The organism is Micromonospora sp. WMMD558 (assembly GCF_049315255.1).
GTDB lineage: Bacteria > Actinomycetota > Actinomycetes > Mycobacteriales > Micromonosporaceae > Micromonospora.
Map to the genome: position 1 here is coordinate 4,679,687 of NZ_CP186061.1, position 24,190 is coordinate 4,703,876.

General features: G+C 74.3%; 27 protein-coding genes. 17 read left to right on the forward strand and 10 right to left on the reverse strand.

The annotated features are described in order from the left end of the window. The first annotated feature begins 129 nt into the window (after positions 1 to 129). From ACN26Y_RS22140 to ACN26Y_RS22150, 3 genes are read left to right on the forward strand one after another with little or no spacing between them, the layout of a single operon-like run. Positions 130 to 999, forward strand: coding sequence for a carbohydrate ABC transporter permease (locus ACN26Y_RS22140; RefSeq protein WP_422734963.1), 870 nt, complete (start codon positions 130 to 132; stop codon positions 997 to 999). A 54-nt stretch (positions 1,000 to 1,053) separates the two neighbouring features. Beyond that, positions 1,054 to 1,509: a DUF5818 domain-containing protein gene (locus tag ACN26Y_RS22145; protein WP_155332127.1), complete on the forward strand. Its 456-nt coding sequence runs from the start codon at positions 1,054 to 1,056 to the stop codon at positions 1,507 to 1,509. 51 nt (positions 1,510 to 1,560) lie between these two features. Then, a complete protein-coding gene (locus tag ACN26Y_RS22150) occupies positions 1,561 to 2,979 on the forward strand; it encodes an RtcB family protein (RefSeq protein ID WP_155332128.1) in 1,419 nt (472 codons plus the stop codon). Between the two features lie 42 nt (positions 2,980 to 3,021). Here ACN26Y_RS22150 and ACN26Y_RS22155 read toward each other — a convergent pair whose 3' ends face one another. Beyond that, on the reverse strand, positions 3,022 to 3,450 hold the full coding sequence (locus ACN26Y_RS22155; protein WP_196255963.1) for an archease: 429 nt from the start codon (positions 3,448 to 3,450) through the stop codon (positions 3,022 to 3,024). A 148-nt stretch (positions 3,451 to 3,598) separates the two neighbouring features. Between ACN26Y_RS22155 and ACN26Y_RS22160 the strand changes: the two genes are divergently transcribed. From ACN26Y_RS22160 to ACN26Y_RS22170, 3 genes are read left to right on the forward strand one after another with little or no spacing between them, the layout of a single operon-like run. Next, positions 3,599 to 5,134 (forward strand): multicopper oxidase family protein, encoded by a 1,536-nt coding sequence (locus tag ACN26Y_RS22160; protein ID WP_422733459.1) that lies wholly within the window; start codon positions 3,599 to 3,601, stop codon positions 5,132 to 5,134. A 46-nt stretch (positions 5,135 to 5,180) separates the two neighbouring features. Continuing rightward, entirely contained in the window at positions 5,181 to 5,798 is a 618-nt protein-coding gene (locus ACN26Y_RS22165; RefSeq protein ID WP_422733460.1) for an MBL fold metallo-hydrolase, read from the forward strand. A 1-nt stretch (position 5,799) separates the two neighbouring features. Beyond that, complete coding sequence (locus tag ACN26Y_RS22170) at positions 5,800 to 6,351, forward strand: DUF664 domain-containing protein (protein ID WP_422733461.1); 552 nt, start codon at positions 5,800 to 5,802, stop codon at positions 6,349 to 6,351. On the opposite strand, the gene ACN26Y_RS22175 is transcribed toward ACN26Y_RS22170, so the two are convergent. Together ACN26Y_RS22175 and ACN26Y_RS22180 are read right to left on the reverse strand one after the other, a co-directional pair. Then, complete coding sequence (locus ACN26Y_RS22175) at positions 6,320 to 7,012, reverse strand: B3/4 domain-containing protein (protein ID WP_422733462.1); 693 nt, start codon at positions 7,010 to 7,012, stop codon at positions 6,320 to 6,322. The two genes, ACN26Y_RS22170 and ACN26Y_RS22175, sit on opposite strands and share 32 nt — an antisense overlap. A gap of 13 nt (positions 7,013 to 7,025) precedes the next feature. Next, positions 7,026 to 7,637: a LysE family translocator gene (locus tag ACN26Y_RS22180; protein WP_422733463.1), complete on the reverse strand. Its 612-nt coding sequence runs from the start codon at positions 7,635 to 7,637 to the stop codon at positions 7,026 to 7,028. A gap of 29 nt (positions 7,638 to 7,666) precedes the next feature. Between ACN26Y_RS22180 and ACN26Y_RS22185 the strand changes: the two genes are divergently transcribed. After that, positions 7,667 to 9,148 carry a PLP-dependent aminotransferase family protein gene (locus tag ACN26Y_RS22185; protein ID WP_422733464.1) on the forward strand — a complete coding sequence of 494 codons (1,482 nt, stop codon included), beginning with the start codon at positions 7,667 to 7,669 and terminating at the stop codon, positions 9,146 to 9,148. Positions 9,149 to 9,311: 163 nt separating this feature from the next. Then, positions 9,312 to 9,662 carry a nitroreductase/quinone reductase family protein gene (locus ACN26Y_RS22190; RefSeq protein WP_155334238.1) on the forward strand — a complete coding sequence of 117 codons (351 nt, stop codon included), beginning with the start codon at positions 9,312 to 9,314 and terminating at the stop codon, positions 9,660 to 9,662. A gap of 27 nt (positions 9,663 to 9,689) precedes the next feature. Here the strand turns inward: ACN26Y_RS22190 and ACN26Y_RS22195 are convergent, their stop codons facing one another. Beyond that, complete coding sequence (locus ACN26Y_RS22195; RefSeq protein WP_155332136.1) at positions 9,690 to 10,733, reverse strand: helix-turn-helix transcriptional regulator; 1,044 nt, start codon at positions 10,731 to 10,733, stop codon at positions 9,690 to 9,692. A gap of 44 nt (positions 10,734 to 10,777) precedes the next feature. Between ACN26Y_RS22195 and ACN26Y_RS22200 the strand changes: the two genes are divergently transcribed. Next, on the forward strand, positions 10,778 to 11,257 hold the full coding sequence (locus ACN26Y_RS22200; RefSeq protein WP_155332137.1) for a hypothetical protein: 480 nt from the start codon (positions 10,778 to 10,780) through the stop codon (positions 11,255 to 11,257). Between the two features lie 24 nt (positions 11,258 to 11,281). On the opposite strand, the gene ACN26Y_RS22205 is transcribed toward ACN26Y_RS22200, so the two are convergent. Next, a complete protein-coding gene (locus tag ACN26Y_RS22205; protein ID WP_155332138.1) occupies positions 11,282 to 11,974 on the reverse strand; it encodes a TetR/AcrR family transcriptional regulator in 693 nt (230 codons plus the stop codon). Between the two features lie 114 nt (positions 11,975 to 12,088). Here ACN26Y_RS22205 and ACN26Y_RS22210 point away from each other — a divergent pair, with 114 nt between their 5' ends. Genes ACN26Y_RS22210 through ACN26Y_RS22220 form a run of 3 tightly spaced genes read left to right on the forward strand, consistent with a single transcriptional unit; the run spans position 12,089 to position 15,316 of the window. Then, complete coding sequence (locus ACN26Y_RS22210) at positions 12,089 to 13,576, forward strand: flavin-containing monooxygenase (RefSeq protein WP_422733465.1); 1,488 nt, start codon at positions 12,089 to 12,091, stop codon at positions 13,574 to 13,576. Next, entirely contained in the window at positions 13,569 to 14,498 is a 930-nt protein-coding gene (locus ACN26Y_RS22215; protein WP_422733466.1) for an SDR family NAD(P)-dependent oxidoreductase, read from the forward strand. Before ACN26Y_RS22210 ends, ACN26Y_RS22215 begins: the two co-directional genes overlap by 8 nt. Next, entirely contained in the window at positions 14,495 to 15,316 is an 822-nt protein-coding gene (locus tag ACN26Y_RS22220; protein WP_422733467.1) for an alpha/beta fold hydrolase, read from the forward strand. The genes ACN26Y_RS22215 and ACN26Y_RS22220 overlap by 4 nt, the downstream gene beginning before the upstream one ends. Here the strand turns inward: ACN26Y_RS22220 and ACN26Y_RS22225 are convergent. Beyond that, positions 15,273 to 16,436: a low temperature requirement protein A gene (locus ACN26Y_RS22225; RefSeq protein WP_422733468.1), complete on the reverse strand. Its 1,164-nt coding sequence runs from the start codon at positions 16,434 to 16,436 to the stop codon at positions 15,273 to 15,275. The two genes, ACN26Y_RS22220 and ACN26Y_RS22225, sit on opposite strands and share 44 nt — an antisense overlap. Positions 16,437 to 16,611: 175 nt before the next feature. After that, on the reverse strand, positions 16,612 to 16,839 hold the full coding sequence (locus ACN26Y_RS22230; protein WP_155332142.1) for a hypothetical protein: 228 nt from the start codon (positions 16,837 to 16,839) through the stop codon (positions 16,612 to 16,614). Positions 16,840 to 16,880: 41 nt separating this feature from the next. Between ACN26Y_RS22230 and ACN26Y_RS22235 the strand changes: the two genes are divergently transcribed. Next, a complete protein-coding gene (locus ACN26Y_RS22235; protein WP_422733469.1) occupies positions 16,881 to 17,990 on the forward strand; it encodes a CapA family protein in 1,110 nt (369 codons plus the stop codon). A 100-nt stretch (positions 17,991 to 18,090) separates the two neighbouring features. Then, the gene (locus ACN26Y_RS22240) at positions 18,091 to 19,452 is read left to right on the forward strand and encodes an MFS transporter (RefSeq protein ID WP_155332144.1); all 1,362 of its coding nucleotides are present in this window, start codon (positions 18,091 to 18,093) and stop codon (positions 19,450 to 19,452) included. Between the two features lie 34 nt (positions 19,453 to 19,486). Here ACN26Y_RS22240 and ACN26Y_RS22245 read toward each other — a convergent pair whose 3' ends face one another. Then, the gene (locus ACN26Y_RS22245) at positions 19,487 to 19,906 is read right to left on the reverse strand and encodes a hypothetical protein (protein WP_155332145.1); all 420 of its coding nucleotides are present in this window, start codon (positions 19,904 to 19,906) and stop codon (positions 19,487 to 19,489) included. Between the two features lie 183 nt (positions 19,907 to 20,089). Between ACN26Y_RS22245 and ACN26Y_RS22250 the strand changes: the two genes are divergently transcribed. Both ACN26Y_RS22250 and ACN26Y_RS22255 read left to right on the forward strand, forming a co-directional pair. Then, entirely contained in the window at positions 20,090 to 21,175 is a 1,086-nt protein-coding gene (locus ACN26Y_RS22250; RefSeq protein ID WP_366603502.1) for an S-(hydroxymethyl)mycothiol dehydrogenase, read from the forward strand. Continuing rightward, positions 21,175 to 21,804, forward strand: coding sequence for an MBL fold metallo-hydrolase (locus ACN26Y_RS22255; protein WP_155332147.1), 630 nt, complete (start codon positions 21,175 to 21,177; stop codon positions 21,802 to 21,804). Before ACN26Y_RS22250 ends, ACN26Y_RS22255 begins: the two co-directional genes overlap by 1 nt. An 83-nt stretch (positions 21,805 to 21,887) precedes the next feature. Here the strand turns inward: ACN26Y_RS22255 and ACN26Y_RS22260 are convergent, their stop codons facing one another. Together ACN26Y_RS22260 and ACN26Y_RS22265 are read right to left on the reverse strand one after the other, a co-directional pair. Continuing rightward, positions 21,888 to 22,826: an anti-sigma factor RsbA family regulatory protein gene (locus ACN26Y_RS22260; RefSeq protein WP_422733470.1), complete on the reverse strand. Its 939-nt coding sequence runs from the start codon at positions 22,824 to 22,826 to the stop codon at positions 21,888 to 21,890. After that, complete coding sequence (locus ACN26Y_RS22265; protein WP_155332149.1) at positions 22,823 to 23,032, reverse strand: hypothetical protein; 210 nt, start codon at positions 23,030 to 23,032, stop codon at positions 22,823 to 22,825. Before ACN26Y_RS22265 ends, ACN26Y_RS22260 begins: the two co-directional genes overlap by 4 nt. Positions 23,033 to 23,418: 386 nt before the next feature. Here ACN26Y_RS22265 and ACN26Y_RS22270 point away from each other — a divergent pair, with 386 nt between their 5' ends. Then, positions 23,419 to 24,189, forward strand: coding sequence for a hypothetical protein (locus tag ACN26Y_RS22270; RefSeq protein WP_155332150.1), 771 nt, complete (start codon positions 23,419 to 23,421; stop codon positions 24,187 to 24,189). Position 24,190 lies beyond the last annotated feature (1 nt).

Sequence of the window (24,190 nt, forward strand, 5' to 3'; positions counted from 1 at the left end):
CCGAGTGAGCCGGGGCTGGTGAGCCCGGCGGTCACGAGCGAGGACGGCACGGTGAGCGCCCGGAGCGAGCCGGATTCGCGGGCGCGGCGGGCTCGGCCGGACACCCGCTCCCGGCGGCAGTTGGCGTTGATGCTGGCGCCGTACCTGGTCGGCCTGGTCGGGCTGGTGCTGCTGCCGGCGGCCGTCACCCTCGCCCTGGCGTTCACCGAGTACGACCTGGTGAACCCGCCGAGGTGGGTGGGGCTGGACAATCTCGTCGCGCTGGTCGACGACCCGGTGTTCCGGGTGTCGCTGACCAACTCGCTGGTGTTCGCGCTGGTGGCCGTACCCCTGCGGGTGCTGCTCGCCCTCGGCCTGGCGCTGCTGCTGCACCGCCGGGCGTTCGGGGTCGGCACCGCCCGCGCGGCCGCCGTGCTGCCCACCGCGGTGCCGGAGATCGCGTACGGCCTGCTCTGGCTGTGGCTGTTCAACCCCCTGTACGGCCCGATCAACCAGGTGCTGCGGGTCGGCGGGGAGAACGGGCTGACCGCCCTGGGCCGCACGCCGCCGCAGTGGCTGACCGACCCGACCGACGCCCGCGCGGCGATCATCCTGATGAGCGTCTTCACGATGGGGGAGACGTTCGTGGTGCTGCTGGCCGCCCGGCGGGCGCTGCCCCGCGACGTGTACGAGATGGCCGCGCTGGAGGACGCCACCGGCTGGGACGTGTTCCGTCGGGTCACGCTGCCGCTGATGGCGCCGGTGCTCGCCCTGCTGGCGGTGCGGGACGCCGTCGCGAGCCTGCACTTCTCGTTCGTGCCGGCGTTCGTGGTCACCGACGGCGGCCCACCTCCGTACGCCACCACGTACCTGTCCCTGTTCATCTACCGCACCGGGTTCGAGTACCTGCGCTACGGCTACGCCGCCGCCGCGACGCTGGTGATGATCCTGCTGACCGTGGCGGCGGTGGTCGTGCAGTGGCGGCTGGTCCGCCGGTACCGGGGCTTCTACCGGCTCTGACCGGCGGGAACCGCCCGGGTTGCCAGCGCGTCCCATGTGGCGGAGGTTGACGTCATGCGAAGAACATCGGTCCTGCTGACCGCCGTCGGCCTGCTGTGCTGGCTGAGCGCCTGCTCGTCCGCACCGGATGTCCCGCAGCCCGGTGCGTCCGGCCCGTCGGCCGCCGGTACGCCCCCGGCCCCGTCCGGCCCGGCCGCCACCGCCCGACCCGGACCGTCCGGGCCGCCCGGCGGTCCGTCAGCCGCGCCGGTCCCGTCCGGCACGGGTGAGCTGCCCGGCCCGTTGCCCTTCGGCGCCCGTACCCTCACCGGCACGGTGGAGCGCGCCGGCGAGTGCACCATGCTGCTGGTCGGTGAGCGGCGGTGGGCCCTGAGCGGCGACGCCGCGGCGGCGCTGCGCCCGGGCGCCCGGGTGACCGTGCGGGGCACGATCGCGCCGCTCCCGGCCGGCTGCGGAGACCGGGAGGACCTCGCCCAGACGGTCGCCGTCACCCGCGTCGACCCCGCCTGACCGGCCGTCCTGCCGGCGTGTAACACCCGCCGCACCGGGTAGGTCGCGCGGATGGAGTTGGTCGAGGAGTCGCCGTACCGCTTCCGCATCGACCGGCACGACCCGATGCGGGTGCCGGGGGTGGTGTTCGCGTCCGAGTCGCTGCTGCCCGACGCCGGGGCGGACAAGTCGCTGGAGCAGGTGGCCAACGTCGCCACCCTGCCGGGCATCGTCGACGCCTCGTACGCCATGCCCGACATCCACTGGGGCTACGGCTTCCCGATCGGCGGGGTCGCGGCCACCGACGTCGAGCACGGCGGGGTGGTCTCGCCGGGTGGGGTGGGTTTCGACATCTCCTGCGGCGTCCGGCTGCTCGCCGCCGACCTCGACCTCGCCGGGCTGCGCCCGAAGCTCGACGCCGTGATGGACGGCCTGGGGGAGTCGACCCCGCGCGGGATGGGCAAGGGCGCGGTGTGGCACCTGTCGAAGGGTGCGGAACTCGACGCGGTGCTGCGCGGCGGGTCCCGGTACGCGGTCGAGCGCGGCTTCGGTGTGGAGCGGGACCTGGAGCGCTGCGAGGACTACGGCGCGGTGGACGACGCGAACCCGGCGCAGGTGAGCGAGCGGGCCATCGAGCGGGGCGCGCGCCAGGTGGGCAGCCTCGGGTCGGGCAACCACTTCCTGGAGGTGCAGGCGGTCGAGGAGGTCTACGACGAAACGGTGGCCACCGCGTTCGGCCTGCGGCCGGGCCAGGTGACCGTCATGATCCACAGCGGCTCCCGGGGCCTGGGCCACCAGATCTGCACCGACTACGTCCGGCGGATGGAGAAGGTGATGCGCCAGCACGGCATCCACGTGCCGGACCGCCAGCTCGCCTGCGCCCCGGTCGACTCCCACGAGGGACGCGCCTACCTCGGCGCGATGGCCGCCGCCGCCAATTACGCGCGGGCCAACCGGCAACTGCTCGCCCACGCCGCCCGTACGGTCTTCCGCCGGGTCACCGGCAGCAGCCTCGACCTGGTGTACGACATCTCGCACAACCTCGCGAAGATCGAGACCCACGGGACCGACGGGGACTCCCGGCGCCTCTGCGTCCACCGCAAGGGCGCGACCCGGGCGTTGCCGCCGGGGCACCCGGAACTCCCGGCCGACCTGCGGGACGCCGGGCAGCCGGTGCTGATTCCGGGCTCGATGGGCACCGGTTCGTACGTCCTCACCGGGGTGGCCGGCTCGCCCGCGTTCGCGTCCACCTGCCACGGCGCGGGCCGGGTGCAGAGCCGCAAGCAGGCGGTCAAGGCCGAGCGCGGCCACGACCCGCGCCGCCAGCTGGAGGACCAGGACATCGCGGTACGCGGTGCCTCCCGACGTGGGCTGGCCGAGGAGATGCCGGCGGCGTACAAGGACGTGTCGGCGGTGGTCGCGGCGGCCGAGGGGGCGGGGCTGTGCCGCAAGGTGGCCCGCGTGGTCCCGATCGGCGTGGTCAAGGGCTGACCGGCGGGTTCTCGTACCGCCGGTGGGTGGTCGCGCGGCGCCTCACACGTCGAGGGTCACCGCGCAGGACCAGCCCGAACCGTCCGGGCCGAACCGCAGTTCGTGCAGGGCGACCGCCTTGGGGACGGCGCCGATCAACTCCACCCCGTCGGTGCTGACCGTGTGCCAGCGCACCCGCAACCCGCCGTCGCCGTCGTCGGTGACCTCGGTGCGCAGCGGCAGCTCCCCGACCGTGTCCATCCGGAAGATCACCTCGTCGAGCACGTCCACCAGCAGGTCCTGGTCGTCGGCGGGCGGGGCGTGGAACTCCCGTTCGGCCTCCGGGAGGGCCGCGGCCGGGTCGGTGAAACTGTCCACCAGGGCGGTGACCGCCTCCGCCACGCACGTCTCCCGGGTCGGTGCCCACGCCTCGATGCGCACGTCCGCGGTGTGCGGGACGCACCGGTGGCCGTGCTCCGGTCGGGAATCCACACCCCGATCATCCGGCACCCCGACGCCCGGTGGGGCGGGTTGCCCTCCGGGGCATCCCGGAGAGAACCCCGGATTTCGGGCCGATGGGCTGGCCGTCCGGCGGATAGGAAGGGAGACTACAGGTACCGACGCTACTGGAGGTGCCATCGTGGCCGCCCGACGACGACCCCTGGTCCGGCTCCTGCTCGGCCTGCTCGCCGTCAGTCTCGTCCTCTGCTGCGGCGGGGTGGCGGCCGGTGGCTGGGCGTACAGCCGGGCCGGCACCGACACCGTCGACCAGGTCGAGTTCACCCGGCCGCTGGCCGTCCCGCCCCTCGCCGAGTCGCGGGTCGACGAGCGCGGGCGGCGGGTCTTCGACCTGCTCGCCCGCGACGGGCGACGGGATTTCCACGGTGACGGCCGGTTGACCCGCACCGCCGGCTTCGACGGTGACTACCTCGGGCCCACCCTGCGCGCCCGGCGTGGCGAGCAGGTCGTGGTCAACGTGGTCAACCGGCTGACCGGCCGCACCAGCGTGCACTGGCACGGCATGCACCTGCCGGCGCGGATGGACGGTGGTCCCCACCAGATGATCCGGCCCGGCGCCACCTGGTCGCCCACGTGGACGGTCGACCAGCCGGCCGCGACACTCTGGTACCACCCGCATCCGCACGGCGAGACGGAGGACCACGTCTACCGCGGCCTCGCCGGCCTGTTCCTCGTCGACGACGACCGGGAGGCCGCGTTGCCGCTGCCCCGGCGCTACGGGGTCGACGACGTCCCGGTGATCGTGCAGGACCGGAGCTTCTCCGGCGACGGGCAGTTCCGCAAGACCCGCAACATGATCAACGCGATCGGGGTGCTCGGTGACACGCTGCTGGTCAACGGCACGGTCGGGCCCTACCTCGACGTGACGACCGAGCGGGTACGGCTGCGGCTGCTCAACGGCTCCACCGCCCGGCTGTACAACTTCGGCTTCGCCGACGACCGGCCGTTCGACCTGATCGCCAGCGACGGCGGGCTGCTGGCCCGCCCGGCCCGGCTCACCCGGGTGCAACTGTCGCCCGGCGAGCGCGCCGAGATCGTGGTGACCGTCGAGCCGGGGGAGCGGGTCACCCTGCGCAGCATCGCCCCGGACCTGGGCGCCGGTTTTCTCGCCGACCGGTTCGCCGGCGGCCGGGACCGCTTCGACGTGCTGCAACTGCGGGCCGCCGACCGGCTCACCCCGTCACCGGCGGTGCCCGGCACGCTGGTCCCGATGGAACGGATCGACCCCGGCTCGGCGAGCGTGACCCGCCGCCTGGAGTTCGCCGGCCGCGCCATCAACGGCCAGTCGATGTCCATGGACCGCATCGACTTCGCCGCCACCCGGGACACCACCGAGGTGTGGGAGGTGGTCAACATCGACGGCACCCCGCACAACTTCCACGTCCACGACGTGCAGTTCCAGGTGCTCTCCGTCGCCGGGGCGGCCCCGCCGCCGGAACTCGCCGGCTGGAAGGACACCGTCTACCTGGCACCCCAGCGACCGGTCCGGGTCGCGATGCGCTTCACCGACCACAGTGACCCGGACGTGCCGTACATGTACCACTGCCACCTGCTGTACCACGAGGACGCCGGGATGATGGGCCAGTTCGTGGTCGTCGAGCCGGGCCAGCGACCGGGCCGCCCGCCCGCGCACAGCGCCCACGCCGGGCATGGCTGACGCGGCCCGCGCCGGCCACCGCGCCGCGGCGGCGTACGGTCGGCCGATGCGGATCACCAAGTTCACCCACTCCTGTGTCCGGATCGAGCACGACGGGCGGGTGCTCGTGATCGACCCGGGCACCTGGAGCGAGCCGGTGGCGCTGGCCGGCGCCGACGCGGTGCTGGTCACCCACGAGCACACCGACCACATCGACGTGCTGCGGCTGGCCGGCCTGGGCGTGCCGGTCTTCGCCCCGGAGGGGGCCCGGCTGCCCGCGTCCACGCCGCTGCCGGTGACCCGGGTCGGCGCCGGGCAGCGCTTCGACGCGGCGGGGTTCGCAGTCACCGCCACCGGTGGCCGGCACGCGACCATCCACGGTGGCCAGCCGGCCTGCGCCAACCTGGGCTACCTGGTGGAGGACGCCGTCTACCACCCGGGGGACTCGCTGCACCCGCCCGGCCGGCCGGTGCACACGCTGCTCGTTCCCGCGCAGGCGTCATGGCTGAAGCTCACCGAGGCGATCGACTTCGCGGTCGCGGCGGGCGCGGCCCGCACGGTCGCGATCCACGACGCCCAGCTCAACGACCGGGGGCTGGCCAGCGTCAACGGCTGGTTCGGTGAGACCGTCCCCGGCTACCGGTGCCGGAGACCCGGCGAATCGATCCCACCCGAGGAGGAGTGACATGTCGCTGAGGACGTACGCGGCCGACGAGCGGGAGATGCTGCTGGTCTTCCTGCAACGCCAGCGCGACCAGGTGGTGTGCGGCGTCGCCGACTTCCCGGAGGACGCCCGCCGGGTCGCCACGCCCAACGGCCTGACCGTCCCCCGGCTGGTCTGCCACCTGCGTGACGTCGAGCGGTGCTGGCTGCGACGGTGGTTCGCCGGTGAGAAGGACCTGGCCGCGTTCGGCCTGGACACCGACGACCTGGGTGTGCCACCCACCCCGGACCGGGTGCCGCTGCCCGAGCTCGTGGAGGCGTACGTGGCCGAGTCGCGCCGCTGCGACGAGGTGGTCGCCGCCCACGGCCTGGACGACGTGGCGGCGAACGGCCGGCACACGCTGCGGTGGATCCTGCACCACCTCGTCGCCGAGACCGCCCGCCACCTCGGTCACCTCGACCTGCTCCGCGAGGCGGCCGCCGGCGGTCCCGCGGACGGCCCGGTCGACGGCGGTGCGACCGTCATCACACCGGCCCTGGCGGTCAGGCCGCGAACCGGGGCGTCGCCGCGCTGAGCAGCGCGCGCCGTGCCGCCACGCCCCAGCCGCGCGCCAGCTCCCCGGCCAGGGTGTCCAGCAGCCGGGGCACGTCCCGGTCGGCGCCGTCGTGCATCGCCTCGACCACGACGAGGACGCGGCCGGTGCCGTCGCGCACCGCCGACCAGCCGCTCTGCCGGTTGGTCCAGCGCCGCGCGTGCGCCCGCCCGATCTCGTCGGCGAAGACGACCTCACCCGGGTCGGGGTGCTCCTCGACCCCCGTGAACGTCAGGTACCGTTCGTCGCCCCGGGCGTGCCGCACCTCGATGCCGCCGGTGACCTGGTCGACGTCGAGGATCCCGACCGGGATCGCGTACGCCGCGGACACCGCGTTGCCCAGGTCCACCAGTGGGTGCAGCACGGGCAGGGCACCCTCGGTGCGCAGCCGCCGCAGCAGGGACTCCGAGGCGCAGCGGTAGCGGGTCGGGGCCAGGCCCATCCGGGCGAACGCCCGCCGCCACGCCTGGATCTCCGGGAAGCCGCCCTCGCTCCCGGTGGCGAGCCGCTCCCGCGCCCGCGCGTGCAGGTCGGCGACGGGCAGGTCGCCCCGCGGCTCGCCGGCCACGCCCTCCGCGTACAGGACGCCGACGACGAGGTCGGGGTGCTCCGCCCGGATCCGCGGCGAGTGCTGGAAGTACACCGTGAACCTCCGGTCAGGCGTCGGCGCGGGCCAGCAGCAGGCCCAGCGCGAGGAAGGAGCCGGCGACGCCCCGGCGCAGCCAGTCGGCGACGCGGGGACGGTCCAGCACGTGCCGGCGGACGGCGGCGGCGCAGAGCCCGTAGGCCGCGAACACGACCAGGCTCACCAGCATGAACACGGCGCTCAGCCCGAGCATCGCGGGCACCGCCCCCGGCCGGTCCGGGTCGACGAACTGCGGCAGGAACGCCACGAAGAAGATCGTCAGCTTGGGGTTGAGCAGGTTCAGCAGCACCGCCGACCCCACCATCCGGGCCGCCGACCGGGGCACCGGCTGCCCGGTGGCGGCGATCGCGCCCCGGTCGCGCAGCGTCGCGACGGCCAGCCAGAGCAGGTACGCGACGCCGAGGTACTTCAGCAGCGCGAAGGCGAGCGCGCTGGAGTGCAGCAGGGCGGCCAGCCCGGTCACCGCCGCCGCGAGGTGCGGCACGATGCCGACCGTGCAGGCGAACGCGGCGACCAGGGCGGCGCGGCGGCCTCCGGACAGCGCGGCGGAGAGGGTGAACAGCACCCCGGCACCGGGGGTGGCGACCACGACCAGGGTGGTCACCAGGAAGGCGATGGTCATGTGCCCACCCTGCCGGGCAGGATGGTCCGGTGAGCAGAGCCAAACCGGCCCTCGACGGAAGGACCAATTCGTCCGTCGCCGGCTCCGACTTCCTGCACCTCGACGTCACTGACGCCCCGCCCGGCGGCCGCGCGGACTGGCTCGCCGGTCGGCTGCGCGCCGCCATCGCCGACGGGCGGATCCCCGTCGGCGGTCGCCTTCCCGCCACCCGCGTCCTCGCCGCCGACCTCGGTGTCTCCCGGGGCGTCGTCGTCGAGGCGTACCAGCGGATGGTGGAGGAGGGGCATGTGGCCGGCCGGGGGCGCGCGGGCACGGTGGTGGTCGCGGCGCCGGCCGTGCCGCCGACCCCGGTCCCGGCCGCCGCGCCGGTCCCGGCCCGACCGTTCCCGCCGGCTCCCGGCACGGACATCTTCGACGCGGTACGCGCGGCACCCGCCCGCATCGACCTGACGCCCGGCGTACCCGACCTGGCCGCCTTTCCCCGTGCGGCCTGGCTGCGCGCCGAGCGGGCCGTGCTGCGGCACCTCGTCGCGTCGGACTTCGGCTACGGCGACCCGCGCGGCGCGCCGGCGTTGCGGCGGGCCGTCGCCGCCTGGCTCGCGCGCTACCGGGGTGTCACCGTCGACCCGGCCGACGTCATCGTCACCACCGGCGTCTCGCAGGCGCTCGGCCTGCTGGCCCAGGCGCTTCGCGACGTCGGCATCACCCGGGTCGCGGTGGAGGACCCGGGGTCGCTCGGCGTCCGCCAGCACCTCAACAACTGGCGGGTGGAGACCCCGGCGGTCCCGGTCGACGCGGCCGGCCTGCGGGTGGCCGACCTGGTCGCCTGTGGCGCGCCGGCGGTGATGCTCACCCCGGCCCACCAGTTCCCGACCGGGGTGGTGCTGGACGGGGACCGCCGCCGGCAGCTCGCCGCCTGGACGCGGGACGGTGGTCTGGTCATCGAGGACGACTACGACGCCGAGCACCGCTACGACCGGCCCCCCGTGCCGGCGCTGCGCGCGGCGCTGCCGGAGAGCGTCTGCTACGCCGGCAGCGTGTCGAAGCTGCTCGCCCCGGCGCTGCGGATCGGCTGGCTGCTCGTGCCCGCCCGCCACCGGGCGGACGTGGTCGACGCGAGACGCAACGCCGATCTGGGCAACGCCGTGCTGCCGCAGCTCGTGCTCGCCGAGTTGATGACCTCCGGCGCGCTGGAGCGGCAGCTGCGGCTGCTGCGCCGCCGGCACGTCCGGCGGCGGGACGCGATGATCGCCGCGATCGTTCGCCACCTGCCCGGCGCGACCGTGCACGGCGCGGCGGCCGGGCTGCACCTGACCGTCACCCTGACCGGGGACGTGCCGGACACCGACCTGGCGACCGCGGCGCTGGAGCGCGGCGTCAAGGTCCAGCCGCTCTCCTGGCACCGGCAGCGACCCGGCCCGCCCGGCCTGGTCCTCGGGTACGCGGCCAACCCGGCCACCGCCATCGAGGAGGGCCTCGCCGTCCTCGGTGATGTCCTCCGTTCGCGCTGATGATCGACTGCTGGCGTGTGATCAACCCCGTGCCGGGGGGCACCGGGGTCTTCCGGGCCGGGGAATCCGCGATGCCAGCGGCACGGATTCGCCGGCAACCGGGACTCCGGGTCCATAGCCTGGCAGCAGGAGCAGGTCCGAGGACGGGAGAGCCAGCGTGAGCATGGAGGCGGCCAGGGACGCTTTCGCCGGCGAGCAGGAGGTCGAGATCACCGTGACCGGCCGGAAGACCGGCCGGCAGATCTCCCACCCGGTGTGGTTCGTGCAGGAGGAGCAGAGCATGTTCCTGGTGCCGATCACCGGGTCGGACAGCGACTGGTACAAGAACGTCCGGAAGACCCCGATGATCGAGGTGTCCGCCAACGGCACCGCGGTGAACGGTCCGGCCACGCCGATCACCGACCCGGACCGGGTCGAGCACATCGTGGCGATGTTCCGCGCGAAGTACGGCCCGGACCAGGTGGATCAGAACTATCCGAAGCACGACGTCGCTGTCCAGGTGCCGCTCGGTTGACCCGGCCCGGAGTGGCGTCGCCCGGCGTCAGCCGGCCACGGAGGACCCGGTGACGGCCGCCCGGATCTCCGACCCGGTGACGACGGCCGCCCCGATGCTCGTGGCGTAGAGCGCGGCCAGCTCGGCGGCGGTGGCCGCCAGGCGGGCCCGCAGCTCGGGCGGGGACAGCACCTCCACGTCGGCGCCGAGGCGCAGCAGATCACCGTGCGCGTGGGTGAGCGACTCGATCGGCACCGTCGCGGTCACCCAGCCCGCGTCGTCCGGCGGGCCGGCGGACCCCTCGGCGGCGGCGACCACCACGTCGCTGGCGATCTCCCGTAGCCGTTCCCGGCCGCGGGGCGAGAGCCGGATCGTGGCCTCGTCGCGGTGCAGCCCGGCCCGGAAGCGCACCACGTGCGCCCGCCACCAGGCCGGCAGGTCGAACCCGGCGGGCCGGTCGAACTCCTCGTCCAGCGGGGTCAGCGCGAGGATCTGGCTGACCCGGTAGGTGGCCGCACCGTCCCGCCCCGGGCGGGCGGCCACCACGTACCACCGGCCGCCCTTGAGGACCAGGCCGTACGGCTCCAGCGTCCGCTCGGCCTCCCCGTTCCAGCTGCGGTAGCGCACCGCCACCCGGCGCTGCCGCCACACCGCCTCCGCCACCTCCGCCAGGTGCGGCGAGCCGTCGCCGTCGGCGTACCAACCGGGCGTGTCCAGGTGGAAGCGCTGCTGAAGGCGCGCCGCGCGGTCGGCCAGCGCGGACGGCAGGGCGGCGTGCAGTTTCCGTTGCACGGTGGCGACCACCGCTCCGTAGCCCAGCTCGGCCGCCGGCCCGGGCAGGCCGGCCAGGAAGAGCCGCTCCGCCTCCTCGGCGGTCAGCCCGGTCAGCCGGGTGCGCCACCCGTCGACGAGCTGGTAGCCCCCGGCGTGCCCGGCCTCCCCGTACAGCGGGATGCCGGCCGAGTGCAGGGACTCGACGTCGCGGTAGACCGTGCGGACGGAGACCTCCAGCCGCTTCGCGAGCTGCGCGGCGGTCATCCGGCCGTGCGTCTGGAGCAGCAACAGCAGGGAGAGGAGTCGACTGGCCCGCACTCCACTGACAGTACGTGTCAGTGGACCCCTCGTACCGTCCCGGCATGGCATTTCGCGACAAGGAACTCCGCGTGCCGGCACCGATCACGGTCGCCGGGCGGCGGGTCAAGCGCTACCACATCGATCAGCCGGAACGCCCGCTCGAACCGGAGGTGGAGCGGGCGGCGTACGCCTTCCTGCCCCGCCTGCTGCCGCCCGCCGGCGCCGACGGGACCCCACCGGTGAGCTGGGTGGTGCTGCACCGGGGTGCGGACACCGGGGCCTACCTGCTCGCGTACACCTGGTTCTTCGACAACGTGGTGGAGGCGCACGTCGCCGAGGCGGGCCAACCGGCGATCGGCTGCCCGGACGACGACCCGACGCACTTCGTGGAGATGCGCCGTCCGGTGGTGGGCTGTGTGTGGGAGCTGGGGATGCTGGAGCACGAGCGGGCCGCCTGGATCCGGCACGTGCTCGCGCCCGACCGGCCGGACGTCGAGGCGTACGTCGCCGACACGCGGGCCGAGGGGACGGTGGGGTGGTGATGGGCGACTTCGACTTCCTGGACCTCACCCGGGCGTCGGACTGAGTCCGCCGCTGGGCGTCGGGCCTCCGGCGGGCGGGGGCGTGGCGTTGCGGTAGATCGCCGCGAGCCAGACGTCGAGAAGGACGGCGACCACGTCCGGCTCGGCGACGGCGGGGCCGTCGCCGGCGAACGTCGCGTACCAGACGCGCTCGTTCATCGAGTTCAACGCGATGGCGAGGTCCCGGGCGGGCAGCCCGTCCGGGGCCGCGCCGCGCTTCCGTTCCGCGTCGATCGCCGCCTCGATGGCCTGGACCCATCCCTCCATGACCGTCGCCCAGAGCCGGCGCACCTCCCCGTTGGTGCCGCGCACCTGGGCGCAGGCCAGCACCACCGCCCGGTGGCCGCCGAACGTCTCGTGGAACCGGTCGATCAGCTCCCGCCACCGGGCGCGCGGGTTCTCGGCGAGCCGGTCCAGCACGTGGCCGGCGGCCGCGTTGGCCTCCTCGATGACCCGGTCGAGCAGGGTCAGCAGGACGGCGTCCTTCGACGGGAAGTAGAAGTAGAAGGTGGGCCGGGAGATCCCGGCGCCCCGGGCCAGGTCGTCGATCGAGATGTCGGCGAACGGCCGCTCACCGAGCAGCCGCTCGGCGGTGGCGAGGATGGCCGACTCCCGGTCGTCCCCGGCGGACCGCGCCGTGCGGCGACCCCGGGGGGACGAGGTCGCGATGGGCGTCATGACCGTGGATGTTACACCCGCTCGACAGGGTGTCGATTGTTCTCAACGGGGTGTTGACGCGTGTCGACGCCGGTGGATAGTGTCCGGCACCACCGCCTCGTCACGGGAGACGACATGGCCACCACCGACCACGTCGACGTGCTCATCGTCGGTGCCGGCCTCTCCGGCGTCGGCGCCGCGTGCCACCTGCGGCGCAACTGTCCGGAGAAGACGTACGCGGTGCTGGAGGCCCGAGGCGCGATCGGCGGCACCTGGGACCTGTTCCGCTACCCGGGCATCCGGTCGGACTCGGACATGTTCACCCTCGGCTACTCGTTCAGGCCGTGGACCAACCCGAAGGCGATCGCCGACGGGCCCGCCATCCGCGAGTACGTCCGGGAGACCGCCCGCGAGTACGGCGTCACCGAGCACATCCGGTTCCACCACCGGGTGGTCCGCGCCGAGTGGGACAGCACCACCGCCCGCTGGACCGTCCACGCGCACCGCACCGACACCGGCGAGGACGTCCGGCTGACCTGCTCGTTCCTCCACACCTGCGCCGGCTACTACCGCTACGACGAGGGCTACACCCCCGACCTTCCCGGCGCGGACCGGTTCACCGGGCGGATCGTGCACCCGCAGCACTGGCCCGACGACCTCGACCACGCCGGCAAGCGGATCGTCGTGATCGGCAGCGGCGCCACGGCGGTGACGCTCGTGCCCGCGCTGGCCGAGCAGGCCGCCCACGTCACCATGCTCCAGCGCTCACCCACGTACGTCATGGCGCTGCCCTCGCGCGACGTGGTCGCCGGCGCGCTGCGCCGCGTCCTGCCCGAGCGGGCCGTCTACCCGCTGGTCCGGTGGAAGAACGTCCTGCTCGCCACCGCGAACTTCCAACTCAGCCGCCGTGCGCCCACGCTGGTGAAGCGCCTGCTGCGCCGGGCCGCGCGGGGCCGGCTGCCGGTGGGGTACGACGTCGACCGGCACTTCTCGCCCCGCTACGACCCGTGGGACCAGCGCCTGTGCGTGGTGCCCGACGGCGACCTGTTCGCCGCGATCCGGCGGGGCCGGGCGTCCATCGTCACCGACACCATCGAGACCGTCACCGAGACCGGCGTCCGGCTCGCGTCGGGGGAGCAGCTCGCGGCCGACGTCATCGTCACCGCCACCGGGCTCAACCTGCTCGCCCTCGGCGACACCGTGCTCACCGTGGACGGCGAGGACGTCGACCCCGCCGCCACCGTGGCCTACAAGGGCATGATGCTCTCCGGCGTCCCCAACTTCGCGATGACCATCGGCTACACCAACGCCTCCTGGACGTTGAAGGCCGACCTCGTCGCCACGTACGTGTGCCGGCTGCTCGCGCACCTGGACCGCACCGGCCAGCAGGTCGTCACGCCGCTGCCGCCGCCCGACGGCGACCTGCACCCGATCATCGACCTGACCGCCGGGTACGTGCTGCGCAGCGTCGACGCGCTGCCCAGGCAGGGGGCCCGGGCGCCGTGGCGGCTGTACCAGAACTACCCCCGGGACGTGCTGCTGATGCGGTACGGCCGGCTCACCGACCAGGGCGTCCGGTTCTCCAGGGCCGGCACGCCGGAGAGGAGCACCGTCCGTGCGTAGGTTCGACTTCACCGCCGCGACCGCCGTGGTCACCGGCGCCGCCAGCGGGATCGGCGAGGCGCTCGCCCACGGGCTGGCCCGCCGCGGCAGCGACCTGGTCCTGCTCGACCGCGACGCGCGGCGCCTCGACGCCGTGGTGGCCGCGATCCGCGCCGCCCACCCGGACCGGCAGGTCGACACGCACGTCGTGGACCTCGCCGACGCCGCCGCGACCACCCGGGTGGCCGAGGACGTCCGGACCCGGCACCCCCGGATCCGGCTGCTGGTCAACAACGCCGGCGTCGCCCTGGGCGGCCGCTTCGACCAGGTGACCCTGGACGAGTTCCAGTGGGTCGTCGACATCAACTTCCGGGCGGTCGTGCAGCTCACCCACGCGCTGCTGCCGGCCCTGAAGGCGGAGCCCGGTTCCCACCTGGTCAACGTCTCCAGCCTCTTCGGGCTGATCGGGCCGCCCGGCCAGGCCGCGTACTCGGCCAGCAAGTTCGCCGTGCGCGGCTTCACCGAGGTGCTGCGTCACGAACTGGCCGACGACGGCATCGGCGTCACCTCCGTGCACCCGGGCGGGATCGCCACCCGGATCACCGAGAACGCCCGCGTCGGCAGCGGCGTCTCTGTCGAGGAGTACGAGGAGGGCCGGCGGCAGTTCGACAAGCTGCTCAGCATTCCGCCCGCGAAGGCCGCCGAGGTGATCCTGCGCGGCGTCGAGCGGCGCCGCGGCCGCGTCCTCATCGGCTGGTCGGCGAAGCTGCCCGACCTGCTGGCCCGGATCGCGCCGGCCGCACACGGGAAGTTCCTGCGGGTCGGGCTGAACCGCGCCGCCGGCGACCCGGCCCGCCGCCTCACCACGTCGTCCCCACCGGTCCCGGCCGCCCGGCAACCGGAGGCGGCGCCGGCGACCGACCCGGCGGGAGACCGCGCGTGAGCACCACGGAACCCGCCTCCCCGGCCCGCCCCCGCCCCCGCCACGTCACCGTCGCCGGACGGCGGGTCTGCCACCGCGTCGACGGTGACGGCCCGCCGGTGCTCCTGCTGCACGGCATCGGGCGGACCATGCGCGACTTCGACGACCTGCACGAACGGCTCGCGCAGCGGTTCCGGGTGCACAGCGTCGACCTGCCCGGGTACGGCGGCTCGCTGCCGATGACGGCGCCCTACACGCTGCCCGAGCTGGCCGGCTTCGTCGGCCGCTACCTGGACGTGGTCGGCGTCGACCGGCCGGTGCACCTGGTCGGCAACTCCCTCGGCGGGGCGGTGGCCATGCAGTTCGCGGCCACCGAACCGGCCCGGGTGGCCAGCCTCGGCTTCGGCAAGGAGGTGACGATCCTGCTGCGGCTGCTCGCGCTGCGCCCGTTCGGCCGGCTTCTGCTGCGACCCAGCCGGTGGTCGGCCCGCCGCGCCGAACGCGCCCTCTTCCACGATGCGGCGTTCGCCACCGCCGAGCGCATCGCGTACGCCCTGGAGGTCGCCCGCCAGCCGCACGCCGCGCGGGTGATGCTGGAGACCGCGCACCACCTCGGCACCCTCCGCGGAGTGAGCCCACACCCGGACGCGCCTGCCCCGCGCCCGCACCCACCTGTTCAACGACTGCGGGCACATGCCGCAGATCGAACGCGCGGAGGAGTTCCACCGCCTGCTGGTCGACTTCTGGGCGGAGGGCTCCCCGGCCGAGGCCCCGGGCGACAGCGACGCCGCCCGGTCATGACGCTGCCCGGATCTCCCGTTGCCGGACCAGCACGGTGACCGCGACCAGCCCGACGAGCAGCGCCGCCACCAGGTAGACCGATCCCGGAGCCAGCGGGACGAGCAGCACCAGCGCCGCGGTCACCGGGAACGCCACCACCACCGCGGCACGCTGCTGCCCCCAGATGCGCAGCATCCAGACGGTGACCAGGAAAACGGCCACCGGCACGCCCACCGCGTACCCCACCATCGTCCCGCCGACGTTCCCGAGGTGGCGCTCGTGGTCCACGGCCACCCCGAGCCCGGCGTCGACGGCGGCGATGCCCGCGAAGATCAGGTAGTGGCCGTAGCCCCAGGTCAAGCTGCGGGACAACCGGGTGGGCACCTGGATCTCGCGGTCGAAGTAGAGCCACCACAGCGCGAAGACGATCACCGCGCCGGCCGCCGCGAGACGCCACAGCCCCGTGTCACCGGCGTCCACCCCGGTCTGCACGGCCAGCGAGGTCGCCAGCACCACCTCGCCCAGCACGATCAGGGTGAACAGCCCGTACCGCTCGGCTATGTGGCGGGGGTGCCACGGCGTCATGCCGGGCCGCTCGGCGATCGCCGGCACGAGCAGGTCGGCCGCGGTCAGCACGACGAAGGAGGCCACCCGCAGGTCGTCGGGGAGCAGCAGCCGCAGCAGCCAGCCCGCCTGCACCAGGCTGACGCCGATCCCGTACCGGAGGTCGGCCGCCCGATGGCCGGGGTCACCGGCCGCCGCCCGCATCCACTGCGAGACGGCCGCGAGGCGCATCACCACGTACCCGTACGTGATGGTGCTGAAGTCGCCCTCGGTGAACGCCCGGGGCACCCCGGCGGCCAGCATCAGCGCACCGCTGATCTGCACCAGGGTGGTGATCCGGTAGACGTCGTCGTCGGTGTCGTACGCGGAGGCGAACCAGGTGAAGTTCATCCACGCCCACCAGATGGCGAAGAACACCATCAGGTAGCTGCCCACCGCGTGGCCGACGTGGTCCGCCGACACGTCGTGGTGCAGGTTGTCCGCGGCCTGGGCCACCGCGACCACGAAACAGAGGTCGAAGAAGAGCTCCAGCGGGGTCGTCCCGCGGTGCTCCTCCTCGCGCCGGCGGGCCCGCATCGGCCGGTACCACGGCCGCAGCGTGCCCGTCGTGGTCACCCCGGTCTCCTCGCGGTACTGCGGGCCCCGGCCCTACGGTTCGACAGCGCCGGGCGGCCCCGCCGCCGACAGCGTCGGGCGGTCCGGCGTGCGGGGCGCGCCGGACGAGGCCGCGGCGGGCCCGGCGCTGCCGACGCTCCGTCCCCACCTTACGGCGGCCCGCCGACGCGCCGGGTCAGTTCGCCGCCGGCGCCGCCGCGGCGACCGCTGCCCGCTCGCCGGCCGGGTCCCGCGAGGCGCCGGCCGCCGCGCGCAGCACCATGCCGGTGGGGCGTCGCAGGGCGGCGGTCAGCACCCGGTTGCGCGCCTCGATCCGGTGCCGCCCGGCCCGGTTCCGGCCCGCCGGCAGCGGCAGGTGACGGGCGAATCGGCGGCCCTGCCACCGCGCGGGCGACGTGTCCATGCGGCAGGTGAGGGCGCGGCCGGGCGGGGAACACGGACCGGATGGGCGACCTGACGCTGCTGCTCGGCGGCGACGTGATGACCGGCCGCGGCGTCGACGCGGTCCTGGCCCGGCCGGCCCCGCCGGATCTGCGGGAGGCGGCGGTGCGCGACGCCCGCGAGTACGTGGCCCTCGCCGAGGCCGCCAACGGACCCGTCCCGAGGCCGGCGCCACCGCACCGGCTCTGGGGGGACGCGCTCGGCCTGCTCGACGCGGCGGCCCCGGACGTGCGGATCGTCAACCTGGAGACCGCCGTGACCGGGCGGGGGACGCACGACCCGACGAAGGGCGTCCACTACCGGATGCACCCGGCGAACGTCGCCGCACTGACCGCCGCGCGGCTCGACGTCTGCGTGCTGGGCAACAACCACTGCCTCGACTTCGGGCCGGTGGGTCTCGCCGACACCCTGGACGCGCTCGCCGGAGCCGGGGTGGCGACCGCCGGCGCCGGGCCGGACGCCACCGCCGCCTGGCGGCCCGCCGTGGTGCGCCGCACCGACGGCCGCCTGCTGGTCTGGTCCGTGGCCGCGCCGTCGAGCGGCGTGCCGCCGCACTGGGCGGCGAGCGACGACCGGGCGGGCGTCGCGTACCTGCCCGAGGTGTCGGCCGCGTCGGCGGAAGCCCTGGCCGCCCGGATCGCCGCCGAAGCGCGGCCCAGGGACCGGGTCGTGGTCTCCGTGCACTGGGGCACCAACTGGGGGTACGACGTGCCGCCCGAACATGTGGCCTTCGCCCGCCGCCTCGTCGACGCGGGCGTGGACGTGGTGCACGGGCACTCCTCCCACCACCCGCGCCCCGTCGAGGTGTACCGGGACCGCCTCGTCCTCTACGGCTGCGGCGACCTCGTCGACGACTACGAGGGCATCGGCGGGTACGAGGCGTACCGGCCGCAGTTGCGCCTGCTGTGGCTGCCCACGCTCGATTGGGCGACCGGCCGGCTGCGCCGACTGCGGGCCGTCCCGGTGCGGATGCGGCGGCTGCGGTTGGAGCGCGCCGGCCCGGACGACGCCCGCTGGTTCGCCGACCTGCTCGGCGGGTTCGGCGCACCCTTCGCCGGCCCCGTCGCCGTCGACCCGGACGGACTGCTCGTGCGGGAAACGGCGCCGTCCTGACGTCGCCGTCGGACGGGCCGCTCCGCGCACCGGCGTGGCCTGAGCCACCGTCCCGGTGGGCGGCGTACCTCGACGGACGACCCGGCCGCATCATGGAGGCATGACGCATCCCTCGGCGCCCGAGGGAGATCGCGCGGACACTGCGGTGATCCTGCCGGTCGCCGCCGGCCCGGTCGTGCCCCGTCGCTCCGCCGCGCTGGTCTGGGGGGTGGCCCTGACCGCGTACGTGGCGGCGGTGTTCCACCGCAGCTCGCTCGGGGTCACCGGCGTCGACGCCGTGGAACGGTTCCACATCAACGCCGCGGCGCTGGCCACGTTCTCCGTCGCCCAGCTCGCGGTGTACGCGGCGATGCAGGTGCCGGTCGGGGTGCTCCTCGACCGGTTCGGCTCCCGCCGGCTGCTGATCGCCGGTGGTGCGCTGATGCTCGCCGGTCAGCTCTGCTTCGCCCTCGCCACCGACGTCCGCCTCGCGGTGCTGGCCCGGATGCTGGTCGGGTTGGGCGACGCGACGACCTTCATCAGCGTGCTGCGGATCGTGGCGTTCTGGTTCCCCGGACGCCGCAACCCGCTGGTGACCCAGCTGACCGGCACGCTCGGGCAGCTCGGGGCGATCCTCGGCGCCGTACCCCTGGTGGCGTTGCTGCACCGCGCGGGCTGGACCACCGCCTTCCTCGTCGCCGCCGCGGTCGGCGCGACCGTGCTGGTGATGGTGGTCGCCGCCGTCCGGGACACACCGCACCGGGAGACCGCGACCGGCCCGACCCCCACCCTCGCCGCCGTGCGCCGGGAGCTCGGCGCGGCCTGGGCCCAGCCCGGCACCCGACTCGGGCTCTGGACGCACTTCGTCACCCAGTTCTCCGGCGCGGTGTTCGCCCTGCTCTGGGGGTATCCGTTCCTGGTGCAGGGACAGGGCCTCAGCCCCACCGCGGCCGCCTCGCTGCTCACCCTCATGACGGTCGCGACGCTGCTGTCCGGGCCGGTGATCGCGCACCTGTGCGCCCGGCACCCGTACCGTCGCTCGGTGCTGGTCTTCGCCATCACCGGCGCCACCGCGGCGGTCTGGACGGTCGTGCTCGCCTGGCCGGGCCGCGCGCCGGACTGGCTGCTGGTGACCCTGGTACTGGTCCTGGCCGTCAACGGCCCGGGCTCGATGATCGGCTTCGACTACGCCCGCACCTTCAATCCGGTCAACCGGATCGGCAGCGCCGCCGGCATCGTCAACGTCGGCGGCTTCGTCGCCTCGATCGGCCTCGTCCTCGCGGTCGGCGTGGTTCTCGACCTGGCCACTCCCGGCGGGCGCGGCACACCCGACCTGACCGCGTTCCGCTGGGCTTTCGGCGTGCAGTACGCGCTCTGGGCGCTCGGAGCGGTGCAGGTGCTGCGCTGGCGCAACGCCGCCCGGCGTCGCCACGCCGCCGAGCAGGCCGCCCCGGCGCCGGCCGTCGCGCCGGCGACCTCCTGACCGGCGGCCGGCAGGGATGCGTCCGGTCCGGTGCTCAGCTGAACCGGCGGCGGAGGATGAGGTCGTCGAGGACCAGGGTCAGGCCGGCCCCGAGCAGCCAGGAGTCCTTGGCCAGACCGATGCCCTGCTGGGTGGGCTTCAGGCTGCCGGCCTCGCGCATCCCGGGCGTCTTGAGATAGAGCTGCACCAGGCCGGCGCCGAACGCGGCCAGACCCAGACCGGCCAGCACCGACGGGACGAACGGCGTGAGCAGTGCGACCCCCAGCGCGGTCTCGGCCCGGGAGAGCAGCCGGGCGAACCGGTCCGGGTCGAGCTGCCGGAGCTGCGGGACGGCTCCCACGGCCATCCCGTGCATGCCCTGAGCGGCTTCGCCCTCCAGTCCCCGCTTGCTCAACCCCGAGTTGAGGATGAACGCGCCGATGCTGACCCGCAGCGGCACATGGCTGACCTTCATGGCCCACTCCCGTCGGACGATCGAACCGTGCGCCCGCCTACCCCGCACCGGTGGCGCTAACCCCCGCGCCGCCACGACGATCGGGAACTTCGGCGGTATTTTCACCCGGAAGCGTGATCGGCGGTGCCGGGGCACCGCGTCTGTCGACCGGCGGCGGGCGACGCCGCGGAGCAGGAGGAGATCGTGAGCCAGCAGGTCCGGGGAGTCATCTCCCGCAGCAAGGGCGCGCCGGTCGAGGTGACGACGATCGTGGTGCCGGATCCCGGGCCGGGCGAGGCGGTGGTCCGCGTCCTGTCCTGCGGGGTCTGCCACACCGACCTGCACTACCGCGAGGGCGGGATCAACGACGACTACCCCTTCCTGCTCGGGCACGAGGCGGCCGGCATCGTCGAGCAGGTCGGTGCCGGCGTCGACTCCGTCGCGCCCGGCGACTTCGTGGTGCTCAACTGGCGGGCCGTCTGCGGGGTGTGCCGGGCCTGTCGCCGGGGTCGCCCGTGGTACTGCTTCGCCACCCACAACGCGACCCGCAGGATGACGCTCACCGACGGCACCGAACTCGCCCCGGCCCTCGGGATCGGCGCCTTCGCCGAGAAGACCCTCGTCCACGCGGGACAGTGCACCAAGGTCGACCCGGCGGCCCGGCCGGCGGCGGTGGGCCTGCTCGGCTGCGGCGTCATGGCCGGCCTCGGTGCGGCGATGAACACCGGCGGCGTCACCCGCGGCGACTCCGTGGCCGTGATCGGCTGTGGCGGCGTCGGCGACGCGGCCATCGCCGGGGCCACCCTGGCCGGCGCCACCACCATCATCGCGGTGGACACCGACGCCCGGAAGCTCGACTGGGCCCGCCGCTTCGGCGCCACCCACACCGTCGACGCCACGAAGCAGGACGTGGTGGAGGCGATCCGCGCCGCGACCGGCGGTGTCGGCGCCGACGTGGTCATCGAGGCGGTCGGCCGGCCGGAGACGTGGAAGCAGGCGTTCTACGCCCGTGACCTCGCCGGCACGGTCGTGCTGGTCGGCGTGCCCACCCCGGAGATGACGGTCGAGGTGCCGCTGCTGGACGTGTTCGGACGCGGCGGCGCGCTCAAGTCCAGCTGGTACGGCGACTGCCTGCCGAGCCGCGACTTCCCGACGCTCACCCAGCTCTACCTGCAGGGCCGGCTCGACCTGGACGCGTTCGTCACCGAGGAGATCGCACTGGACCAGGTGGAGGAGGCCTTCGCCCGCATGCACCGGGGTGACGTGCTCCGCTCGGTGGTGGTCTTCTGATGGCCGCCCGGGTCGACCACACCGTCACCGCCGGCACCTTCTCCCTCGACGGGCAGACGTTCGACGTCGACAACAACGTGTGGGTGCTCGGCGACGACACCGAGTGCGTCGTCGTGGACGCGCCGCACGACGTCGACGCGATCCTCGCCGTCGTCGGCGATCGCCGGGTGCGGGCCATCCTCGCCACCCACGCGCACGACGACCACGTCCGCGTGGCGCCTGCGCTGGCCCGGGCGACCGGCGCGCCCGTGCTCCTGCACCCCGCCGACCGGGTCCTGTGGGATCTCGTGCACCCGGACGAGCCGCCGGGTGGGGAGCTGCGCGACGGTGCGACCGTCGAGGTGGCGGGCACCAGTGTGCTCGTGCTGCACACCCCCGGGCACAGCCCCGGCGCGTGCAGCTTCCACGTGCCGGCGCTCGGCGTGGTGTTCACCGGCGACACCCTGTTCGCCGGCGGGCCGGGCGCCACCGGGCGTTCGTACAGCGACTTCGGCACGATCATCCGCTCGGTCCGGAACCTGCTGTTCACGCTGCCACCGGAGACGATCGTGCACACCGGGCACGGCGCGAGCACCACCGTCGGGGCCGAGGCACCGCACCTGGAGGAGTGGGTGGCCCGCGGGCACTGAACGGCACACGCGTCGGTCGCGGGCCGTGGCCGGGCGTTCCGGCGCGGCGGTCGCGGGTGTGCCGGGGCGTTCCGGCGCCGGCGTCAGAGCGGGCGCCGCATGTGCAGGCGTACCGAGGTGCCGGCCGGCGTGGTGTGCACGCGTACCAGGTCACAGAGGGCGTGGACGATCACCAGACCCCGGCCGCCGATGCCGTCGCTCGCCGGGGTCAGCCGGCCCGCGAGGGGATCGCTCAGCCAGCCGCCGTCGTGGATCTCGCACACCAGGTGCTCGGGGCTCGTCCACACGCGGAGCACACCGCTGCCGCCCCCGTGGGCGACGCTGTTGGCAGCCAGCTCCGTGACGGCGATCTGCAGGTCCGCCACCCGGTCCGCGGCGAGGCCGGCCACCGCCGCCCGGGAAGCCACGAAGCGGCGCAGCTCGGGCAGCGTGTCCACGTGGTACGCGCGGACGTCGACCGGCTCGGCCGGCGCCTGCAGCGGCGCGTTGTAGCGGGCCACCACGTCCGACGGGGCGTACGCGGGACTCGACCGGCGGCCGGCGGCGTCGACGAGCACCGGATGGGTGGCGTACGCGTCGGCCAGGGCGGTGTCGTCGAGGCCCGCCGCGTCGTACGGGCACAGGATCGTGGCGGCTCGGCCGGTGAAGGCCCGGTTGATCATGGCCTCGTGCTGGGCGCACGCCGGGTACTCGGCGGCGCTGCGCCCGACCCAGATCGGCTCGCCGACGATGCGTACCCGCCGGCCGGGGTGCCGGTCGACGAACGCCTGCAACACCCACGGGATGATCCGCCCCGGGTTGCGCCCGGCGTCGGCCATGTCCGCCCAGCACACCGCGTCCGGCTCCGCGACGGCGTCGTGGACGAGGTCCAGGTGGGCGCGGGGCATCGCCACCAGGACCGGTTCCCCGGCGGCCAGACCGCCGGCGACGAACGGCACCAGGCCGGCGACCAGCGCGTCGGTGTCGCGGTAGAACAACCCCTCGTGGACGAACTCGTCCTGAGCCGGCAACGTCCCCGTCACGACGCCATCCCCGCGCCCCGCTCGCGTACGGCGGCCAGGACCCTCCCCGGGCCGGGCGCACCGAGGAGACAGCGGACGTTCTGGTCCCGCGGGAGACCGGTGGGGACGAACCAGGCCACGGCGTCGAGACCGCTGGTCTCGTCGTCGTGCGTCCAGCAGATGTGGTCACCCAGGTCGACCTGGCCGACCACGGCCCCAGTGGTCACCGTCCTCGCCTCCCGGTCGAGTCCCCACTCTAGCCCCGGCGTTCGGCGGTGCTCGGAGGCCGTCCGGGAGCACCGGTTCCGGGTACACTCCCGCCCCGATTCGGCACGGGCGCGCTCGGTGTCCGGTTCCGACCCACCCTCGGGCGTGATGGCCGGTGAGGCCTGCGCCCGGCCGGTCTGTCGTCCTCTGCGCCGTCGCCGACCGGATGTCGGAAACTCGGCGTGACCTGGACCGCAGACCCGTCGCCGAAGCTGGTTCCCCGGAATGACCACCTGCCCAACCGGGTTGTGTCCCCCGTACTGCCGGAACTCAAACCCCTCCGGCGTGGCAGTTCCCCCATGGAGTGCTCATTCCGGAGCGCTTCGCCTGACCGAAAGGGCACATCGTGAAGTACGACTTCACTGGATGGCTCCCGGCCATCGCGAAGGACTCGCACCAGAAGATCGCCGGATGGCTTCCGGCCATCACGAAGGAACCGAACCGCAAGGTCGCGCTCAGCGTGGCCGGCGTCGCCGCCATCGGCGCCCTGGCCGTCGCCCCGTCGGCAGTGGCCGCACCCATCACCAGCGGCCCGCACGCGGGTGCCGTGGCCGCCATCGAACTGGCCACCGGCAAGAGCGCCAAGCCGGGCGACTCCGGGCCGGGCACGTCCGACGTGCCCGTCGAGTCGGGCCTGACGACCGGCGGCACCACCGACAAGCCGCGGGCGGGCAAGCCGACCCGCGAGGAGCTGATTCCGCACGGCGTGCAGGGCGCCCAGTCGCGCGTACCGCTCGACGGCGCCCAGCGGGAGAACGCCAAGGAGATCATCAAGGTCGCCAAGAAGACCGGCGTCGGCGAGCGTGGCGCGGTCATCGGCATCGCCACCGCGCTGCAGGAGTCGAAGCTGTACAACCTGGGCCACCTGGGCATGTACAACGACCACGATTCGCAGGGCCTGTTCCAGCAGCGTCCGTCGTCGGGTTGGGGCTCGCCCGAGCAGATCACCGACCCGGAGTACGCCTCCACGGCGTTCTTCGAGGCGCTGAAGAACGTCGACGGCTGGCAGGACCTGCCGCTGACCACCGCCGCGCAGACGGTGCAGGTCTCGGCGTACCCCTTCCACTACGCGCAGTGGGAGGAGCAGGCGGCCGACATCGTCGCCCAGAACTGGTGAC

Excerpts from the sequence above, each read along its gene's own strand:
- ACN26Y_RS22170 (WP_422733461.1), top strand. The coding sequence starts at position 5,800 with ATGTCGCTGAGGACGTACGCGGCCGACGAGCGGGAGATGCTGCTGGTC.
- ACN26Y_RS22150 (WP_155332128.1), top strand. The coding sequence starts at position 1,561 with ATGGAGTTGGTCGAGGAGTCGCCGTACCGCTTCCGCATCGACCGGCAC.
- ACN26Y_RS22200 (WP_155332137.1), top strand. The coding sequence starts at position 10,778 with ATGGCATTTCGCGACAAGGAACTCCGCGTGCCGGCACCGATCACGGTC.
- ACN26Y_RS22205 (WP_155332138.1), bottom strand. The coding sequence starts at position 11,974 with ATGACGCCCATCGCGACCTCGTCCCCCCGGGGTCGCCGCACGGCGCGG.
- ACN26Y_RS22230 (WP_155332142.1), bottom strand. The coding sequence starts at position 16,839 with ATGGACACGTCGCCCGCGCGGTGGCAGGGCCGCCGATTCGCCCGTCAC.
- ACN26Y_RS22240 (WP_155332144.1), top strand. The coding sequence starts at position 18,091 with ATGACGCATCCCTCGGCGCCCGAGGGAGATCGCGCGGACACTGCGGTG.
- ACN26Y_RS22235 (WP_422733469.1), top strand. The coding sequence starts at position 16,881 with ATGGGCGACCTGACGCTGCTGCTCGGCGGCGACGTGATGACCGGCCGC.
- ACN26Y_RS22245 (WP_155332145.1), bottom strand. The coding sequence starts at position 19,906 with ATGAAGGTCAGCCATGTGCCGCTGCGGGTCAGCATCGGCGCGTTCATC.
- ACN26Y_RS22165 (WP_422733460.1), top strand. The coding sequence starts at position 5,181 with ATGCGGATCACCAAGTTCACCCACTCCTGTGTCCGGATCGAGCACGAC.
- ACN26Y_RS22180 (WP_422733463.1), bottom strand. The coding sequence starts at position 7,637 with ATGACCATCGCCTTCCTGGTGACCACCCTGGTCGTGGTCGCCACCCCC.
- ACN26Y_RS22190 (WP_155334238.1), top strand. The coding sequence starts at position 9,312 with ATGGAGGCGGCCAGGGACGCTTTCGCCGGCGAGCAGGAGGTCGAGATC.
- ACN26Y_RS22145 (WP_155332127.1), top strand. The coding sequence starts at position 1,054 with ATGCGAAGAACATCGGTCCTGCTGACCGCCGTCGGCCTGCTGTGCTGG.
- ACN26Y_RS22255 (WP_155332147.1), top strand. The coding sequence starts at position 21,175 with ATGGCCGCCCGGGTCGACCACACCGTCACCGCCGGCACCTTCTCCCTC.
- ACN26Y_RS22140 (WP_422734963.1), top strand. The coding sequence starts at position 130 with ATGCTGGCGCCGTACCTGGTCGGCCTGGTCGGGCTGGTGCTGCTGCCG.
- ACN26Y_RS22210 (WP_422733465.1), top strand. The coding sequence starts at position 12,089 with ATGGCCACCACCGACCACGTCGACGTGCTCATCGTCGGTGCCGGCCTC.